Source organism: Devosia nitrariae, assembly GCF_030160115.1.
Lineage (GTDB): Bacteria > Pseudomonadota > Alphaproteobacteria > Rhizobiales > Devosiaceae > Devosia > Devosia nitrariae.
The window spans coordinates 502,420-519,384 of the sequence record NZ_BSNS01000007.1 but is presented as its reverse complement, the minus strand read 5'-3'; the positions used below and the strand labels follow the sequence as shown (position 1 = coordinate 519,384).

Sequence of the window (16,965 nt, the reverse complement as noted above, 5' to 3'; positions counted from 1 at the left end):
AGCTGAGAGGGAGACGAGAATTGAGCAATCCGCGTTTCGGTGCCGGCATCTGGCACTTCGCCACCTATGTCGACCGCTATGCCACCGACGGATATGGCGAGCCGCGCAGCGTCATCGAGGCCATCGACCTTGCCGGTAAGGTGCGCGACCTTTCGGTGGTCGACATCAACTATCCGTTCTTTGGCGGCAACTTCACCAGCGATGAGATCAAGGCGGCGCTCGACCGCAACGGGCTCGGCGTCATTGGCATCACGCCGGAGATCTATACCCGAGAGTTCCGAAAGGGTTCGTTCACCAATCCCGATGCCGGCATCAGGCGGCGCACCCATGAGCTTATCACCGAGGCCTGCGTAGAGGTCCGCTATTTCGGCGCCGAGTACGTCAAGCTCTGGCCCGGACAGGACGGCTGGGACTATCCCTTCCAGGTCGACTACGGCACCTTATGGAAGCACTCGCTCGACGGCGTCGGCCAGCTCGCCAGTGAGAACCCGGACCTGAAATTCGTCATCGAATACAAGCCGCGCGAGCCGCGGGTGCATATGAGCTTCGATTCCCTGGCGCGCACGCTCCTCGGCATCGAGAAGATCGGCCTGCCCAATGTCGGTATCCTCCTGGACTTCGGCCACGCGCTGTTCGGCGGCGAGTCGGCGGCCGACTCGGCCCAGCTTGCCATCGACTACGGGCGGCTGTTCGGTATGGACGTCAACGACAACTACCGCAGCTGGGACGACGACCTGGTTGCGGGGAGCCTGCATCCGATCGAACTCTTCGAGTTCTTCTACGTTTTGAAGAAAAACAACTGGGAGGGCGTCTGGCAGCTCGACCAGTTCCCCTTCCGCGAGGACAGCGTTGAAACGGCCAACCACGCCATCGACTTCCTCAAAGCTGCCGCGCGTGGACTCGATGCCCTCGATGTCGATGCGCTGAAGGATGCTCAGGTCCGTCACGACGCGATCGGTGCGTTGAAAATCGCCCAGAAGGCCCTGTTCGGCGCGATGTAGCCGAGTTCAGGTCAGCTTTATGCGCTGGTGAAGGAAGTCGAGCACGGCGCGGACGCGGGCCGGCAAATGTCCGCCCTGGCCGATGAAGACGGCATGGATGGCCTCGGTCTCGCCAGGATCGAACGCATCGAGCACTTGCTTGAGGCGACCGGCTGCGATGTCCGGCCCGATATGGAACATTGCGAGGCGGGTGATGCCCGCACTGGCGAGCGCCAGTTGCCGGGCACTCTCGCCGTCGCCCACGGCCACATTGCCGATGATCGGTCGCCGTTCAATACGGCCGCCTTCAAGGAACGGCCAACCCTCGACCAGCCGTTCGAAGCTGAAGCCGATCAGGTTGTGCCGGTCGAGATCGGCAGGTGTCTGGGGCGTGCCATGGTGCTCGAGATAGTCCGGCGAGGCGACGAGAAGCGTACGGCTCTCACCGAGCTTTCGCGCCGTCAGGCGTGAGGCGCGCATGGGGCCGACGCGGATGGCGATGTCGGCGCGCTCTTCCATCAGATCGATGACCGTGTCGGTCATGAGGATGTCGAGAGTCACCTCGGGATACTCGGCGAGGAACTCCGGGACAAGCGGCAGCAGGTAGTGCCGGCCGAACGGCACGTTGGAGTTGATGCGCACCCGGCCACGCGCCGCCGCGCCGGCGCCCGCCTCGCGCTCGGCCTCGGCGATGTCGGCAAGGATGCGCATGCAACGCTGATAGAATAGGGCGCCTTCCGGGGTCAGCTGCAGCTTGCGGGTCGAACGGTTGAAGAGACGGGTGCCGAGGCGGCCTTCGAGCCGTGTAACGAGCTTACTGACCGCCGAGGGCGACATCCGGCAGGCGCGGGCCGCGGCCGAGAAGCCGCCGAGTTTGACGACGCGGACGAGGATTTCCATCTCCCCGGACCGGTTGCTTTCAGCACGAGTCATTTGTGAATTCAACTCCAAGCCGATGTGCTTTGCGGCAGTCTAATTCATCGCATGGGTGACTTCTATCTTGGCGGCATTGGCCTGCTGGCCAGCGGGCATTTGCTATCGGGAGCATGACATGGATTACAGACGCCTGGGCACATCGGGGCTCAAGGTTCCCGCCCTCAGCTTCGGCACCGGCACCTTTGGTGGAAAGGGGCCGCTCTTCAGCGCCTGGGGCAATACCGACGCCCGCGAGGCGCGGCGGCTCATCGACATCTGCCTCGAGGCCGGGGTCAACCTTTTCGATACGGCCGACGTCTATTCGGCCGGCGCCTCCGAAACGGTGCTGTGCGAGGCGATCAAGGGCAGGCGCGACGAGGTATTGATCTCGACCAAGACCAGCCTGCCGATGGGCGAGGGGCCGAACGAAGCCGGCTCCGGACGGTCGCGGCTGGTTGCGGCGGTCGAGGCGGCGCTGCGCCGGCTCGGCACCGACCATATCGATCTTCTGCAGCTCCACGCGTTCGACGCCGGCACTCCGGTCGAGGAGGTGGTGACAACGCTCGGCGAGCTCGTTGCGAGCGGCAAGGTGCGCTACATCGGCGCTTCCAATTTTTCCGGCTGGCAGCTGATGAAGTCGCTGGCGGCGGCGGACCGCCTTGGGCACCCGCGTTACGTGGTCCACCAGGTCTATTATTCGCTGGTCGGGCGCGACTACGAGTGGGAATTGATGCCTCTGGCCCGCGACCAGGGGGTAGGAGCGCTGGTGTGGAGCCCTCTTGGCTGGGGACGGCTTACCGGCAAGATCAGGCGGGGGGCACCGCTGCCCGAAGGCAGCCGTCTGCATGGCTCGGCCGAGTTCGGTCCGCCGGTCGACGAGGCCCGGCTCTTTGCGATTGTCGACGCGCTGGAAGCCATCGCCGGCGAGACCGGCAAGACGGTACCGCAGGTCGCGATCAACTGGCTGTTGCAGCGCCCAACAGTCGCCTCGGTCATCATCGGGGCGCGCAACGAAGAGCAGTTGCGCCAGAACCTCGATGCCGTCGGCTGGTCGCTCGAGGCCGACCAGATGGCGCGGCTCGACGCGGCGAGCACCGTCGTCCCGCCCTATCCCTATTTCCCCTACTACCGGCAAGAAGGGTTTGCCCGGCTTAATCCGCCAATGGTCTGAGAAGGCATCGATTCTCCCATCGTTTTCGCCGAGCGGCGTTGACCCGACTCCCCGGTCGCAGTAGCCCTTATCGCTCTTGAGAAGAGGAGAGGGTGCAATGGAATACCGGTATCTCGGGCGGTCCGGCCTCAAGGTTTCGGTTCTCAGCGTCGGCACGGTCACGTTCGGGGGAGATGGCCTGTGGGGTGACACGGACCTTACCGGTGCCGCCCGGCAGGTCGACATGTGCCTCGATGCCGGCATCAACCTCATCGACACGGCCAATGTCTACAACATGGGTGTGTCAGAGGAGATCACCGGCGAGGTGCTCGCCGACGGCGGCCGACGCCAGCGGGCGCTGATCGCCACCAAAGTGCGATTTCCTTTCGGCGACGGGCCCAACGATGCAGGCCTGTCGCGCCACCACATCATCGCGCAGTGCGAGGCGAGCCTCAAGCGTTTGAAAACCGACGTCATCGACCTCTACCAGGTACACGAATGGGACGGGCAGACGCCGCTAGAGGAGACGATGGAGGCGCTCGATACGCTCGTTCGTCAGGGCAAGGTGCGCTATATCGGCTGCTCGAACTATTCAGGCTGGCACCTGATGAAGGCGCTGGCCGTCGCCGACAAGCGCGGCTATCAGCGGTTCGTTGCCCAGCAGATCCACTATACGCTCTATTCGCGCGAGGCCGAATACGAGCTGCAGCCCATCACCATCGACCAGGGGCTCGGCATCCTGGTGTGGAGCCCGCTGGCGGGCGGATGGCTCTCGGGCAAATACACGCGTAACAGCCAGCCGACCGACGGGCGGCACGTGCGCGGTTTCAAGGAGCCGCCGATCCCCGATCCGGAGCGGCTCTACGACATCATCGACGTCATCGACGCGGTCGCCGGCGAGCGCGGCGTATCGGGTGCGGTGATCTCGCTGGCCTGGCTCCTGCAGCGCAAGGGTGTCAGCTCGGTGATCGTCGGCGGGCGGACCGACGCGCAGTTCGCCGACAACCTCAAGGCGGCGGATCTCAAGCTCAGCCCCGAAGAGGTCGCCCGGCTCGACAAGGCGAGCCAGCGCCCGCTTCCCTATCCCTATTGGCACCAGTCCTTCACCGCCCAGGATCGCCTCGGCGAAGCGGACCTCGCCTTGCTCGAGCCTTACCTTGAGGACTACGCCCGTGGCTGAGTTCGTCATTGCCCGACCGGCGCCGGTCGCACTGCCTGTCGCTGGCGGCGGGTTATTTCCGGTCCGGCGGATCTATTGTGTCGGGCGCAACTATGCCGAGCATGCGCGCGAGATGGGCAACGACCCCAAAGCGCCGCCGTTCTTCTTCGGCAAGCCTGCCGATGCGCTGGTGATCGGCGGGGGCGATGTGCCCTACCCGACGCAGACGAACGATCTTCACCACGAGATCGAGTTCGTTGTTGCCATCGGCAAGGATGGCGCAGGGATCGAATCGGAGGACGCCCTCGATCACGTCTATGGCTATGCGGCCGGCATCGACCTTACCCGCCGCGACCTGCAGGCTGAGGCCAAGAGCGCGGGTCGCCCCTGGGACATGGCCAAGGGGTTCGATCATTCGGCGCCCATCGGTGAGATCACGCCGGCCTCGTCCATCGGCCATCCGGCGAGCGGCGCCATCACGCTGGCGGTCAACGGCACCGAACGGCAGCGCGGCAACCTTGCCGACCAGATTTGGGCGGTACCCGAAACCATCGCCTTCCTCTCGCAGTTCGTCGCGCTCAAGGCCGGGGACCTCATCTTCACTGGCACGCCGGCCGGTGTCGGACCGGTCGTTGCCGGCGACGCGCTGGAAGGGCGGATCGAAGGCGTCGGCCAGGTCACGACGCGGATCGTCTGATGGTCACCTGGTCGTCCCAGCAGGAAGCCGCATTGAAGGCCGTGTCGGCCTGGCTCAAGGACCGGGACGGGCCGCAGGTCTTCCGGCTCTTCGGCTGGGCGGGCACGGGCAAGTCGACGCTGGCGCGGCATCTGGCCGAGGGGGTGAAAAGCGTCAAATACGCTGCCTTCACCGGCAAGGCGGCACTCGTCATGCGCAAGCGCGGCTGCAAGGGCGCGCAGACCATCCATTCGCTGATCTATTCGTTGGTCAGCGAAAAGGAGGGCGAGCCGCGCTTCGTGCTCGATCCGGAAAGCGCGGCGGCCAACGCCGACCTCATCGTCATCGACGAGGTGTCGATGGTCGACGAGCAGCTGGGGCAGGACCTGCTGTCGTTCGGGGTCAAGGTGCTGGTGCTGGGCGACCCGTTCCAGCTGCCGCCGGTGCAGGGGGCGGGTTTCTTCACCGCCGACGAGCCCGATATCATGCTGACCGAAATCCATCGGCAGGCGGCCGACAATCCGATCATCCGCCTTTCCATGCAGGTGCGCGAGGGCGGACGCATCGAGCGCGGGCGCTATGGGGAGAGCCTCGTCATCGGCAAGGACGAGGTCGACCGCAACGCCGTGCTCGATGCCGACCAGGTGCTGGTCGGACGCAACAAGACGCGGCTGATGTACAACGACCGGCTGCGCGAACTGAAGGGCCTGCCCTTCCATGAGCCGGTCGCCGGCGACCGCGTGGTGTGCCTGCGCAACAATCCGCGCAAGCGCCTGCTCAACGGCCAGATCTGGATCGTCACCGAGGTTTCCCGCAAGGCCAACGGCAAGTACCAGTTGCTGCTTGCGGTCGAGGACGGAAGGGGCGAAGCCAAAGTCCTCACCCACAAGGCATTCTTTTCGGGCGAAGAGGACCAGATGGCCTGGCCGGAACGACGCCAGTACGATGAATTCACCTTCGGCTACTGCCTGACCGTCCACAAGGCGCAGGGCAGCCAGTGGGACAAGGTGTTCCTCTTTGACGAGAGTTTTGTGTTTCGCGAGGAGCGGGCGCGCTGGCTCTATACCGGCATCACCCGGGCTGCCGAGCAGATCACCATCGTGAACTAGGTGTTCCCGTTCTGACGAGAAGGCGCCAGAGCTCCAACACTCACAGGGTCATTCCCGCGAAAAGCGGGAACCTCCGTTTCCCTTGCCGGCTCTGCCAACAGAGGTCCCCGCTTTTCGCGGGGATGACTCCGTGGTTGTGATACACTTAAGGGTCAGCACACCCTAGATGTAGGGCCTCAGCAGGTCCTCCTCGAGGGGCGGTGTGCGCAAGCATCGGATGCACCTGCGCCACAAGGGTGACAAATTCAGCCTGCTGTTTCGCCTGGATGGCGTCTCCTCGCACAATCCCGCGTTGCCCGAATTTTGGGCGAGCGACGTGCTTGCGTGAAAGAACGTCATACCCCATCATCGCGCTAGAGATTTCTCTCTGCCGCCCGGAACCTTGGAGAGCTGGATGTACCACGACACCCCCTTGATCACCACGATCGTCGCGGGTCTCGTGCTGGCCTTCATCTTCGGTGCTCTTGCCAACCGGCTCCGCCTGCCGCCGCTGGTCGGATATCTGTTTGCAGGCATTTTGGTCGGCCCCCACTCGCCCGGGTTTGTTGCCGACCAGGAGCTTGCGGCCGAGCTCGCAGAGCTCGGCGTTATCCTCTTGATGTTCGGTGTCGGGCTGCATTTTTCCTTGCGGGACCTGATGAGCGTGCGGGCCCTGGCTGTTCCCGGTGCAATCGTGCAGATCGGCTTTGCGACGCTCCTGGGGCTGGGGCTGGGCTTTGCCATGGGCTGGGACCTCGGCGCGGGGCTGATCTTCGGCCTGGCGCTTTCGGTCGCCTCGACAGTGGTGCTGCTCAAGGCTCTGCAGGACCGGCGGCTCATCGAGACCGAACGTGGACGCATCGCGGTCGGATGGCTGATCGTCGAGGACATAGCGATGATCCTGGCGCTGGTGCTGATCCCGGCCATTGCCAGCATTGCGGGCAATGGCGAGAGCCTCGTCCATGATCCCTTCGTTTCCTTCGTCGAGCGGGTGCTGCGCACCAATGTCGGCATCTGGGGCGTCCTGGCGCTCACCATCGTCAAGCTCGCCGCCTTCGTCGGTTTTATGCTGGTCGTCGGGCGCCGGGTCATTCCCTGGGCCCTGCACGCGACCGCCCATACCGGCTCGCGCGAGCTCTTCCGCCTGGCGGTGCTCGCCATCGCGCTCGGCGTCGCGCTGGGTTCATCGGTCCTCTTCGGCGTGTCGCTGGCGCTCGGCGCATTCTTTGCCGGCATGATCCTGTCGGAAAGCGAGCTCAGCCATAGGGCAGCGCAGGAGACCCTGCCGCTGCGCGATGCCTTCGCGGTTTTGTTCTTCGTGTCGGTCGGCATGCTGTTCGATCCCTCGATCGTCCTCACCGACCCGCTGCCGCTGATCGCCACGGTTTTCATCATCATCGTCGGCAAGTCGCTGGCAGCCTTCGGCATCGTCGTCCTCTTCCGGCGGCCGGTGTCGACGGCGCTGACCATTTCGGCGAGCCTGGCGCAAATCGGAGAATTCTCCTTCATCCTAGCCTCGATGGGGGTGGCGCTCGCCATCATGCCGGCCGAGGGCCAGGATCTGATCCTCGCCGGCGCGCTGATCTCGATCATCCTCAACCCCCTGGTGTTCGCCACGCTCGATTTTGTGCGGCCGCGCCTCGAGAGCCGGATCGCGCAGCGCCGGGCCGCGCACCACGAGCCCGTGGAGCCATTCGACGGACCACTGATGCCGTCCGAGACGATGACGGCCAACGATGCGATGAGCTCGGCTGCGCCCGAGCCCCAGGTTGCCGCCGGGGAGCCGGACGAACAGGCGGTCGAGGACGACCTCGTCCATCCCACCAGCAAGACGGACCACATCATCCTTGTTGGATTCGGACGCGTCGGGGGTGTCGTCGGCGAAGGTCTCCATGCAGCGGGGCTGCCGCTTGTCGTCATCGAGGACTCCGATACCTCGATCAAGGCGGCGCGCGAGATGGGCATCGAGGTGGTGGTCGGCAATGCGGCGAGCGTCGACGTCCTGAGGCTTGCCAACCTCGAAGCGGCGAGGACGCTGCTGATCGCCATCCCCAACTCCTTCGAGGCGGGGCAGGTCGTCGAGCAGGGGCGCAAGATCAATCCGGGCATCCGCATCATCGCGCGGGCGCATTCGGACGAGGAGGAGAGCTATCTCGCCAATCTGGGCGCCGACACGGTGATCATGGGCGAGCGCGAGATCGGGCTCGGCATGCTGGCCTGGGTCAAGGGCGAGCGCGAGGCCATGGCCGCCGCGGTCGCCGAGGCGATCCGGCTGGCGCCGACCGAAAACGTCATCGAGAGTGCGTCGCGACCGGCGGCCACAGAGGCGGCGGTACCCGCCGAGCCGACCGAGGCGCAGGGCACCGAGGACGTTCCGCCTCCTGCAACGACCGTTGCAGACGAGCCGGAACCGCCACGTGCTCTGCCGGACGAGCCCATACCTCTGCCGCACCCCGCCGTCGAAGAGGAGGCGCTGGTCCCAAGCGAGGATGCGGAGGTGAAAGCGGAGCCGGCGATGGGTCTGGGTGAAGAGGATCCGGGCGCGCAAGCAGGCGAAGAAGAGCCCGCGGTGGCAGAAGGGTCAGACGAGGCAGAGGAAGAACCTGCGGTGGCCGGAGGGACTGACGCGGCTGAGAAAGAGCCTGCGACCGGAGGGACCGAGACGGCGGAGAACCAGACAGCCGTGGCTGAACGGATCGAGGAGGCGCACGAAGAGACTGCGACGGTCGAAGAGACTGTGGCGGAGCAAGAGCCTGCGGTGACCGAAGAGACCGAGAAAGCGGAGGAAGAACCGCAGATCCCGGTCGTCGAGCCGGAGCCGCGCAAATGAAGGGCAGGGGGGCGCTCGGATGATATCGCAAAAGGCCAAATATGCACTGCGTGCGCTCGTTGTCCTGGCGCGCCTCAAGGCCGGAACGACGATGATGATCGGACAGATCTCGCGCGAGCAGGCGATTCCGAAAAAATTCCTCGAGCAGATCCTGCTTGAGTTGAAGCGGGCTGGCATCGTGATGAGCCTTCGCGGGCGAGCGGGCGGCTATGCCCTGCTCAAGGCTCCGGAGGAGGTGACGTTTGGAGAGGTGCTGCGCCTCGTCGACGGACCGATCGCGCCGCTGCCGTGCCTCTCCAAGATCGCCTATCGGCGCTGCGAGGACTGCCAGGAGGAGACGAGCTGTGAGGTGCGGCACGTGTTCGAGCGGGTCACGCTCGCCACCCGCGCCGTGCTCGACAGCACGACCCTTGCCGACGCCCTAAAGCTCGACGACATCCCCGTCTGACCTGTCGTCAGCCTGAACGAGCGTTTACGCGACGTTAGCAGTTTGAAATGCATTTGCTTAGCGGGGGCACGACCAAGCGATTCGCGATCGTCGGAAATTGGGAAAGGCCCGCTGAGCGCAATGATATTTCCCGCGCCTGTTTCGTGAAGAAACCGTTACCTTGTCAATTCCCGACTAATGCGATAGAGTTTTGGTCATTAAACCTCTGTCGGGAGACGGAATGAAAACTCTGGCAACCGTTCTGGCCTATGCGGCGCTCGCCGCTTCCGTGGCCTTCGGCTTCCTCGTCATCACCGCCCATGCCGGCACTACGCCGCTGGTGACGGCGCCCACCATGGAAGGCAGCCTGCTGGCTAGCCTCCACTAACTCTTCGACATCGATGCTGTCCTTGACGCCCTGGAGCTCGATCAGCTCGGGCACTGGCAGCTCTCGTGCGAACGCAAAAGTACTGCGACGTACTGTAATCAGTAAAAAGGGCCGTCTCCTGAGAGACGGCCCTTCCTGAGTTTCACGGCTGCAAAAGAGCCTGGCCAGGTAAACCGGCCCAAAGGAAGCAGGTGCTTGCTAGCGGAGGATTACCTCCCGCGTGAACACCTTGAATCCAAGCCCTTCGTTACGAGCCGTAACCTCATGAGACATTGGATCACCTCCTTTCGCTGATTGAACATGACCAAAGCATGCTCGGCTTTGCCGGCGGTGTCTAGTCACAAAGTTCGTGAACCGCCTCAGGCCCGCGCGCGCCTGGGGCGGGCGCGCAGCTGGATGACGGTGGCGGCGACGACGCCCAGCGCTACGATGCCGACGATGATGGTGGCGAGCGCATTGATGTCGGGTGAGACGCCGAGGCGGACCTTGGAGAAGATGACCATGGGCAGGGTCGAGGACCCCGGGCCCGAAACGAACGAGGCGATGACCAGATCATCGAGCGAGAGGGTGAAGCCGAGGAGCCAGCCCGAGACCAGCGCCGGGGCGATGATGGGCAGGGTAATGTCGAAGAAGACCCGCACTGGGTTGGCACCGAGATCCATGGCCGCTTCCTCCAGGCTGAGGTCGAGGTCGGAGAGGCGCGACTGCACCACGACGGTGACATAGGCCATGCAGAAGGTCGAATGGGCGATGATGATGGTCAGCATGCCGCGCCCGGCCGGCCAGCCGAAGAAGCTCTCCATGGTCACAAACAGCAGGAGCAGCGAAAGGCCGGTGATGACGTCGGGCATGACCAGCGGGGCCGAGACCATGCCGGCAAGAGCGGTGCGGCCGCGGAAGCGCTTGAAGCGCACGAGCGCCACCGCACAGAGCGTGCCGAGCACCAGGGCTATGCTGGCGCTGACGGCAGCGATCTGCAGGCTGAGCCACGCGGCGCCGAGGATCTGCGGATCGCGCAGCAACTCGCCGTACCACTTGACCGAGAAGCCCGACCACACGGTCACCAGCCGGCTTTCGTTGAAGGAGAAGACGACGAGCGAGATGATCGGGGCGTAGAGGAAGGCAAAGCCCAGGACCGCCGCGATGGGGAGGAACCAGCCGCGCCGCATCACTTGTCCCTCTCGACGACGGCGTCCTGCGCCTTCTGCATCAGCATGATCGGCACGACCACCACGACCAGCATGGCAATGGCAACGGCGGACGCGCGCGGCCAGTTGGTGTTGGCGAAGAACTCGTCCCAGAGCACGCGGCCGATCATCAGCGTGCCCGGTCCGCCCAACAGCGAGGGAATGACGAACTCGCCGATGGCGGGGATGAAGACGAGCATGGAGCCGGCAACGATCCCGGGGATCGAGAGCGGCAGCGTCACCGAGAGAAAGGTGCGCCACGGCTTGGCACCGAGATCGGCGGAGGCCTCGAGCAGCGCCTCGTCGAGCTTAACGAGGTTGGTATAGAGCGGCAGGATCATGAACGGCAGATAGGTGTAGACGATGCCCACATAGACGGCGAAATCGGTCTGCATCATCACGATCGGACCGAGCCCAAATGCGCCGAGGAAATTGTTGATGACGCCATTGCCGCGCATGAAGCCGGAAAGCGCGTAGACGCGCAGCAGGAACGAGGTCCAAAACGGCAGGATGACGAGCATCAAGAGTATGTTGCGCCAGGGATCGTTCATGCGCGCAATGAAATAGGCCATCGGATAGCCGATGAGCAGCGCGACGACCGTGGCGATGGCGGAGATCTTGATGGAGTTGAGGTAGGCGTTGACGTAGAGCGCGTCAGTAAAGAGCCGGATGAAGTTGGAAAGATGCAGTGTGAGCTGCACCGTACCGTCCTCGGCAAAGGTCAGAAGATCCGAATAGGGCGGGCGACCGAACTGCTTGGTGGCGAGCGAAATACCGAAGACGACGGCAAGCGGCACGAGGAAGAACACCGTCAGCCACAGGGCCGGGGCGAATATGACCAGCGCCCGGCCGGAAAGACCGGCAGTGCGCAGGCCCCGCTCCAGCACCGACCAGGGACGCTGACGGGGCCGGACCTCGATTTCGGCCAGGCTCGTCATACCGTCAGCACCGAACCGGACGCGCTGCCCCAGCTGGCATAGACGGTTTCATCCCATTTGATGCCGTCGGGGTCGCCGCGTTCGGTGTTGGCCTTGAACACCTTCAGGCGCTTGCCGCTCTCGAGCACCACCTGGAAGACGCTCATGTCGCCGAGATAAGCGATGTCCTCGACGATGCCCTTGGTGACGTTGGCGCCCTGGAAGTCATCGGGCTTTTCGCGGGAAAGGGTGATCTTTTCCGGGCGGATGGCCCACCAGAGGATCTGGTCGGGCGCGCAGTCGACGCCGTGGCTGACATAGATGTCGCAACCAAGTTCCGCCGAGCGGATGCGCACATGGTCGTCCTCGTCTTCGGTCACGACCCCCTCGACCATGTTGACCGAGCCGATGAATCCGGCAACGAAGCGCGAATTGGGGAACTCGTAGATGTCATGCGACTCGCCGATCATGGCGATCTCGCCCGAATTCATCACCCCGATACGGGTGGCCAGGCTCATGGCTTCTTCCTGGTCGTGGGTAACGACGATGAAGGTGACGCCGAGCGTCTCCTGGATCTTGACCAGCTCGAACTGGGTCTCCTCGCGCAGCTTCTTGTCGAGGGCGCCGAGCGGCTCGTCGAGCAGCAGGAGCTTGGGGCGTTTGGCGAGCGAGCGGGCAAGCGCCACGCGCTGGCGCTGGCCGCCGGAAAGCTGGTGGGGCTTGCGCCGCCCATAGTCCTGGAGCTTGACCAGGGTCAGGAGCTCGGCGACGCGGTCGGCGATCTCGCCCTTCTGCATATGGTCGCGCTTGAGGCCATAGGCGATGTTCTGCTCGACGCTCATATGCGGAAAGAGCGCATAGGACTGGAACATCATGTTGACCGGACGGTTGTAGGGCGGCACGCCCGTCATGTCCTGGCCGTCGATCTCGATGCGGCCTGCCGTCGGCTCCTCGAAGCCGGCGAGCATGCGCAAGAGCGTCGACTTGCCCGAGCCCGATCCGCCGAGCAGACAGAAGAGCTCGCCCTTATAGATGTCGAGCGAGACGTCCGAGACCGCATGGACATCGCCGAACTTCTTGGTGACGTTCTCGATGCGCACGAACGGCTTGGCTGCGGGATCGCGCCAGGGGCGGGTGTCGGCGGCGATCTGGGGCTTTTTGGCCATGGCGGTCCCGAAAGCAAAAAAGGGATGGCGGGTACCGGAAACACGCCGGAACCCGCCATCCGCTCTGGTCGATTACTGGCCGGTCTTTACCCGGGTAAAGCTGCGCGTCAAGAGCTCGTCGTATTCAGGCGAGTGCGCCTTGAGGGTGAAAAGGTTCTCGGCGACTTCGGCCGTCGGATAGATGGCCGGATCGTTCTTGACCTCGTCGTCGATCAGCTCGAGCGCGGCACCGTTCCCCGAGGCGTAAAAGACGTAGTTGGTGTTGGCCGCGGCGATATCCGGGCGCAGCATGAAGTTGATGAACGCATGAGCGTTTTCGGGATTCGGCGCATCGGCGGGGATGGCGAACATGTCGAACCACTTGAGCGCGCCTTCCTTGGGGATCACATAGGCGATCTCGACCCCCTGGCCGGCATCGGCGGCCGCGGCCTGGGCGATGAAGACGTCGCCCGAATAGCCCATGGCGAGGCAGATTTCGCCGTTACCCAGATCATCGATATACTGCGAGGAGTGGAAGTAGCGGATGTGGGGACGGACCGAAAGCAGAAGCTCCTCGGCCCTGGCCAGATCCTCCTCGCTTTCCGAGTTCGGATCGAGCCCGAGATAATTGAGCGCGGCCGCATAGGCCTCGGCCGGCGCATCGAGCATGGCTACGCCGCAATCGGCGAGCTTGGCGACCGTCTCGGGATCGAACAGCAGGTCCCAGCTCTCGAGATCGGCGTCCTCGCCCAGGCGCTCGGTGACCGCGGCCACATTGTAGCCGAGGCCGGTGGTGCCCCACATGTAGTCGACGGCATATTCGTTGCCCGGATCGTGCGCGGCGGTCTCCTCCATGATCGTGGGATCCATGTTGGAGAGGTTGGGGAGCTTCCCCTTGTCGAGCGGCTGGAAGAGCCCGGCCCGGATCTGGCGCTCGAGGAAGAAGCCGGAGGGGACCACGACGTCGTAGCCGGAATTGCCGGCCAGGAGCTTGGCTTCGACCAGCTCGTTGCTGTCGAACACGTCGTAGTTGACGGTGATACCGGTCTCGGCGGTGAAATTGCCGAGGGTGTCCTCGGCGATGTAGTCCGACCAGTTGTAAACGTTGACCACCTGGTCCTGAGCGTGCGCGGGCACCGCGGCGACCAGGGTGGCAAGGGCAAGGGCGAGCGGGGTTCTCATTGTTCTAGGGCTCCTGTCTCAAGGGGTGTCGCAGTTGTTCGGACCTGCGGAAACGTACCAGCCGCAGGACTGTGCGGCGCAGCGGAGATTCACATGCCCATCGGCTCGCCAAGGCGCGCAAAGCCGGCCAGGGCATGCGCGGCGGCCAGGTGAGACTGCGACAGTTGTGAAACGGAATCATGAAGGTGTGGAAACGTCGCGGCCGAGGCGCTTCGGCGCGTCTCAGGCAGAGAACCGGCAATGGGCCCGGAGCCGGGCGCGTATCGATTGGCGCGAGCCGCCCAATCAACGATGCTCGTGTTCAGTGAAGTCGCCCTTCGCCTGGGAGTTTCGCTGCGCAAACTAGAGTGAAAAACAGGGAGGGACAAGGGGCGAAAAGCCCCTAAGATGCGAACCTTTCAAAGGGGTTGACGGCTGTTGCCGCAAGGGCGCACAACCGCGCCTCGAAGCGGCGCCCGGCGCCGACGATCCCCGTCACGGAGTGCGTAGCCGATGAGCGCAAAAGCCTATCTCTCGATCACCGCCGATATCAAGAAGGCGCTGGCGGAAGGTAAGCCCGTGGTGGCGCTCGAATCGACCATCATCACCCACGGCATGCCCTATCCGCAGAACCTCGAAATGGCCAATGCGGTGGAAGCGGTGGTGCGCAACAATGGCGCCATCCCCGCCACCATCGCCATCATGGACGGGCGTTTCGCGGTCGGGGTTTCGGGCGAAGACCTCGAGCGGCTGGCCGAGGAGAGCGGCAGCGCCGCCAAGGCCTCGCGCCGGGATGTCGCCAGCCTCATCGTCAAGGGCGGCCTTGCCGGAACGACCGTTGCCACCACCATGCAGATCGCGGCACTTGCCGGCATACGGGTGTTCGCGACCGGCGGGATCGGGGGTGTCCATCGCGGCGCCGAGGAGACCTTCGATATCTCGGCCGACCTCGAGGAGCTGGCAAGGACGCAGGTCGCGGTGGTCTGCGCCGGCGCCAAGTCGATCCTCGATATCGCCAAGACGCTCGAGGTGCTCGAGACCAAGGGCGTGCCGGTGATCGGCTACGGGACCGACGCCTTTCCCGCCTTCTGGGCGCGTGAGAGCGGGCACAAGGTCGACCATCGGTTCGACACGGTCGAGGAGATCGCCAGGATCGTATCGCTGCAGGCCGATCTCGGGCTCGGCGGGGTGCTGGTCGCCAACCCCATCCCCGAGGCCGATGCGCTGCCTGCCGATGCGATCGAAAAGCGTATCGGCGAGGCCATTGCCGATGCCGAGGCGCGCGGCGTCTCGCGCAAGGACCTGACGCCCTTCCTCCTGCAGCGGATCTTCGAGTTGACGCAGGGCCAGTCGCTCACAGCCAACATCGCCCTCGTCGAGAACAACGCCAGGGTCGCGGCCCGCATTGCCGTGGCGCTCTCGGCGATGACCTCAGCGCAGTCCGCCGTCCGCCGCGCATGAAGGGTTCGCGGCGGATCGTCGTCGTCGGCGACGTGATGACCGACGTCATCGTTTCGCCGGAAGGCCCAATGGTCAAAGGCTCGGATCGGCGGGCCCAAATCCGGCAGCGTCCGGGTGGGTCGGGCGCCAACCAGGCAGTCTGGCTTGGGGTGCTGGGCGCCAGGGTCACTTTCGCGGCGCGTGTCGGGGAAGCCGACAAAGCGCGTTGGGAGGCGTATTTTCGGGGCCGCGGCGTCGAGCCGAGCCTGACAGCCGATCCGGCCTTGCCGTCCGGCGTACTGGTGACCATTCTCGATCCGGATGGGGAACGCAGCTTCTTGACCGACCGCGGCGCCAACCTCAACCTCTCGTCGGCCGACCTGCCGGACAGCCTGCTGGTCGATACCGCGATCCTCGTGGTCTCGGGTTACAGCTTCTTTGCGCCGGGACCGCGGACCGCGGTGATGGACCTGATGGCGCGAGCCAAGGCGCGAGGCATCGGCATTGCCGTCGATCCGGCATCGGCGGGCTTCCTTGCCGAAGTCGGAAGCGAGAGCTTCCTGTCCTGGACTTCGGGCGCTTCGCTCCTATTTGCCAATCGTGAGGAGGCGGCGTTGTTGACGGACGCGGCCGATATCGGCGAGCAGATTGCACTGCTGGGGGCGCATTTCGAGACGGCCATCGTCAAGTGCGGCGCGCACGGCGCGGCACTTGGAGGGGCTGGCGGCGTACGGCTTGAGATGGCGGCGCCGAGGGTCGTGGCAGTCGACAGCACCGGCGCAGGCGACGCGTTCGCTGCCGGGTTTCTCAAAACCCTCTGCGAGGGCGGGGACGAGAAACGCGCTTTGGCAAGCGCCATTGCAGCCGGTGCTCGCGCAGTGCAAGCTGTTGGAGGACAACCCAACTAGAGCGTGTCGTCAGGGTCTAGGGGCAAGTAAGCGCATGCAGCTGATCGCAACGATCCTGGTGGCGGCAATCGCGCTGCTGCATATCTACATTCTCGTCCTCGAGATGTTTGCGTGGACGATGCCACGAGTACGCAAGACTTTCGGCACCACGCCGGAGTTTGCCCAAGCCAGCCGGGCCCTCGCCGCCAATCAGGGCCTCTACAATGGGTTCCTCGCCGCCGGTCTCATCTGGGGGCTGGTGCATCTGGACGCTGACGTCGGATGGCAAATCCAGATGTTTTTTCTCGCTTGCATCGCAGCCGCCGGAGTTTTCGGGGCCGCGACCGCCAAGCGCTCGATCCTCTTCATCCAGACCGTGCCGGCAGTCCTCGCCATGCTGGCGGTGTTGTTTGCCTGATGCCCGAGCGGCCCGACCTCGAAGAACTGGAAGCGACCGTCAAGCGCATGGAAGCGCGTTGGCAGGGCGCGCCGCAGTTCCCGACCTACCGCGCTCTCTGCCGCCGCTTCGAGGCCGATCTTGCCGATCCGCGCGACCTGGCGCTGGCCAAGAGCGCGGCGCTGATGCTGGTCAAGTTCCTCAACGAGGATAGTTGA

16 protein-coding genes and 1 pseudogene are annotated in these 16,965 nt (G+C 64.5%); 12 read left to right on the top strand and 5 right to left on the bottom strand.

Features of this window, described 5'->3' with window-relative positions; genetic code table 11:
- Positions 1-20: 20 nt before the first annotated feature.
- Positions 21-1,001 carry a sugar phosphate isomerase/epimerase family protein gene (locus tag QQK18_RS07760; protein WP_284339729.1) on the top strand — a complete coding sequence of 327 codons (981 nt, stop codon included), beginning with the start codon at positions 21-23 and terminating at the stop codon, positions 999-1,001.
- A gap of 6 nt (positions 1,002-1,007) precedes the next feature.
- On the opposite strand, the gene QQK18_RS07755 is transcribed toward QQK18_RS07760, so the two are convergent.
- Positions 1,008-1,913 (bottom strand): LysR family transcriptional regulator, encoded by a 906-nt coding sequence (locus QQK18_RS07755; RefSeq protein ID WP_284339728.1) that lies wholly within the window; start codon positions 1,911-1,913, stop codon positions 1,008-1,010.
- A 118-nt stretch (positions 1,914-2,031) separates the two neighbouring features.
- Here QQK18_RS07755 and QQK18_RS07750 point away from each other — a divergent pair, with 118 nt between their 5' ends.
- From QQK18_RS07750 to QQK18_RS07720, 7 genes and pseudogenes are all read left to right on the top strand, one after another.
- On the top strand, positions 2,032-3,066 hold the full coding sequence (locus QQK18_RS07750; protein ID WP_284339727.1) for an aldo/keto reductase: 1,035 nt from the start codon (positions 2,032-2,034) through the stop codon (positions 3,064-3,066).
- Positions 3,067-3,163: 97 nt separating this feature from the next.
- On the top strand, positions 3,164-4,225 hold the full coding sequence (locus QQK18_RS07745; RefSeq protein ID WP_284339726.1) for an aldo/keto reductase: 1,062 nt from the start codon (positions 3,164-3,166) through the stop codon (positions 4,223-4,225).
- On the top strand, positions 4,218-4,901 hold the full coding sequence (locus QQK18_RS07740) for a fumarylacetoacetate hydrolase family protein (protein ID WP_379994867.1): 684 nt from the start codon (positions 4,218-4,220) through the stop codon (positions 4,899-4,901). The genes QQK18_RS07745 and QQK18_RS07740 overlap by 8 nt, the downstream gene beginning before the upstream one ends.
- Positions 4,901-5,989, top strand: a complete 1,089-nt coding sequence (locus tag QQK18_RS07735; protein WP_284339725.1) for an ATP-dependent DNA helicase — start codon at positions 4,901-4,903, stop codon at positions 5,987-5,989. The genes QQK18_RS07740 and QQK18_RS07735 overlap by 1 nt, the downstream gene beginning before the upstream one ends.
- Positions 5,990-6,383: 394 nt before the next feature.
- Positions 6,384-8,183 (top strand): annotated as a pseudogene (locus QQK18_RS07730) (cation:proton antiporter domain-containing protein); the annotation flags it as partial.
- A gap of 634 nt (positions 8,184-8,817) precedes the next feature.
- Positions 8,818-9,246, top strand: a complete 429-nt coding sequence (locus QQK18_RS07725; RefSeq protein WP_284339724.1) for an RrF2 family transcriptional regulator — start codon at positions 8,818-8,820, stop codon at positions 9,244-9,246.
- A 220-nt stretch (positions 9,247-9,466) separates the two neighbouring features.
- Entirely contained in the window at positions 9,467-9,613 is a 147-nt protein-coding gene (locus QQK18_RS07720) for a hypothetical protein (protein WP_284339723.1), read from the top strand.
- A gap of 359 nt (positions 9,614-9,972) precedes the next feature.
- Here the strand turns inward: QQK18_RS07720 and QQK18_RS07715 are convergent, their stop codons facing one another.
- The 4 genes from QQK18_RS07715 to QQK18_RS07700 all read right to left on the bottom strand — a co-directional run bounded on the left by QQK18_RS07715 (position 9,973) and on the right by QQK18_RS07700 (position 14,044).
- A complete protein-coding gene (locus QQK18_RS07715) occupies positions 9,973-10,782 on the bottom strand; it encodes an ABC transporter permease subunit (protein WP_284339998.1) in 810 nt (269 codons plus the stop codon).
- On the bottom strand, positions 10,782-11,738 hold the full coding sequence (locus QQK18_RS07710) for an ABC transporter permease subunit (RefSeq protein WP_284339722.1): 957 nt from the start codon (positions 11,736-11,738) through the stop codon (positions 10,782-10,784). The genes QQK18_RS07715 and QQK18_RS07710 overlap by 1 nt, the downstream gene beginning before the upstream one ends.
- Positions 11,735-12,883, bottom strand: coding sequence for an ABC transporter ATP-binding protein (locus QQK18_RS07705; RefSeq protein ID WP_284339721.1), 1,149 nt, complete (start codon positions 12,881-12,883; stop codon positions 11,735-11,737). Before QQK18_RS07705 ends, QQK18_RS07710 begins: the two co-directional genes overlap by 4 nt.
- Positions 12,884-12,955: 72 nt before the next feature.
- Positions 12,956-14,044: a polyamine ABC transporter substrate-binding protein gene (locus QQK18_RS07700; RefSeq protein ID WP_284339720.1), complete on the bottom strand. Its 1,089-nt coding sequence runs from the start codon at positions 14,042-14,044 to the stop codon at positions 12,956-12,958.
- A gap of 492 nt (positions 14,045-14,536) precedes the next feature.
- Between QQK18_RS07700 and QQK18_RS07695 the strand changes: the two genes are divergently transcribed.
- Genes QQK18_RS07695 through QQK18_RS07680 form a run of 4 tightly spaced genes read left to right on the top strand, consistent with a single transcriptional unit; the run spans position 14,537 to position 16,965 of the window.
- On the top strand, positions 14,537-15,484 hold the full coding sequence (locus QQK18_RS07695; protein WP_284339719.1) for a pseudouridine-5'-phosphate glycosidase: 948 nt from the start codon (positions 14,537-14,539) through the stop codon (positions 15,482-15,484).
- The gene (locus QQK18_RS07690) at positions 15,481-16,371 is read left to right on the top strand and encodes a carbohydrate kinase family protein (protein WP_284339718.1); all 891 of its coding nucleotides are present in this window, start codon (positions 15,481-15,483) and stop codon (positions 16,369-16,371) included. Before QQK18_RS07695 ends, QQK18_RS07690 begins: the two co-directional genes overlap by 4 nt.
- 40 nt (positions 16,372-16,411) lie before the next feature.
- Positions 16,412-16,768 (top strand): DUF1304 domain-containing protein, encoded by a 357-nt coding sequence (locus QQK18_RS07685; protein ID WP_284339997.1) that lies wholly within the window; start codon positions 16,412-16,414, stop codon positions 16,766-16,768.
- Positions 16,768-16,965, top strand: coding sequence for a hypothetical protein (locus QQK18_RS07680; RefSeq protein WP_284339717.1), 198 nt, complete (start codon positions 16,768-16,770; stop codon positions 16,963-16,965). Before QQK18_RS07685 ends, QQK18_RS07680 begins: the two co-directional genes overlap by 1 nt.

What these genes read in the sequence shown, in the direction of transcription:
- QQK18_RS07755 (WP_284339728.1), bottom strand. Translation starts at nt 1,913, where the DNA reads ATGACTCGTGCTGAAAGCAACCGGTCCGGGGAGATGGAAATCCTCGTC.
- QQK18_RS07750 (WP_284339727.1), top strand. Translation starts at nt 2,032, where the DNA reads ATGGATTACAGACGCCTGGGCACATCGGGGCTCAAGGTTCCCGCCCTC.
- QQK18_RS07745 (WP_284339726.1), top strand. Translation starts at nt 3,164, where the DNA reads ATGGAATACCGGTATCTCGGGCGGTCCGGCCTCAAGGTTTCGGTTCTC.
- QQK18_RS07735 (WP_284339725.1), top strand. Translation starts at nt 4,901, where the DNA reads ATGGTCACCTGGTCGTCCCAGCAGGAAGCCGCATTGAAGGCCGTGTCG.
- QQK18_RS07725 (WP_284339724.1), top strand. Translation starts at nt 8,818, where the DNA reads ATGATATCGCAAAAGGCCAAATATGCACTGCGTGCGCTCGTTGTCCTG.
- QQK18_RS07720 (WP_284339723.1), top strand. Translation starts at nt 9,467, where the DNA reads ATGAAAACTCTGGCAACCGTTCTGGCCTATGCGGCGCTCGCCGCTTCC.
- QQK18_RS07715 (WP_284339998.1), bottom strand. Translation starts at nt 10,782, where the DNA reads ATGCGGCGCGGCTGGTTCCTCCCCATCGCGGCGGTCCTGGGCTTTGCC.
- QQK18_RS07710 (WP_284339722.1), bottom strand. Translation starts at nt 11,738, where the DNA reads ATGACGAGCCTGGCCGAAATCGAGGTCCGGCCCCGTCAGCGTCCCTGG.
- QQK18_RS07705 (WP_284339721.1), bottom strand. Translation starts at nt 12,883, where the DNA reads ATGGCCAAAAAGCCCCAGATCGCCGCCGACACCCGCCCCTGGCGCGAT.
- QQK18_RS07700 (WP_284339720.1), bottom strand. Translation starts at nt 14,044, where the DNA reads ATGAGAACCCCGCTCGCCCTTGCCCTTGCCACCCTGGTCGCCGCGGTG.
- QQK18_RS07695 (WP_284339719.1), top strand. Translation starts at nt 14,537, where the DNA reads ATGAGCGCAAAAGCCTATCTCTCGATCACCGCCGATATCAAGAAGGCG.
- QQK18_RS07690 (WP_284339718.1), top strand. Translation starts at nt 15,481, where the DNA reads ATGAAGGGTTCGCGGCGGATCGTCGTCGTCGGCGACGTGATGACCGAC.
- QQK18_RS07680 (WP_284339717.1), top strand. Translation starts at nt 16,768, where the DNA reads ATGCCCGAGCGGCCCGACCTCGAAGAACTGGAAGCGACCGTCAAGCGC.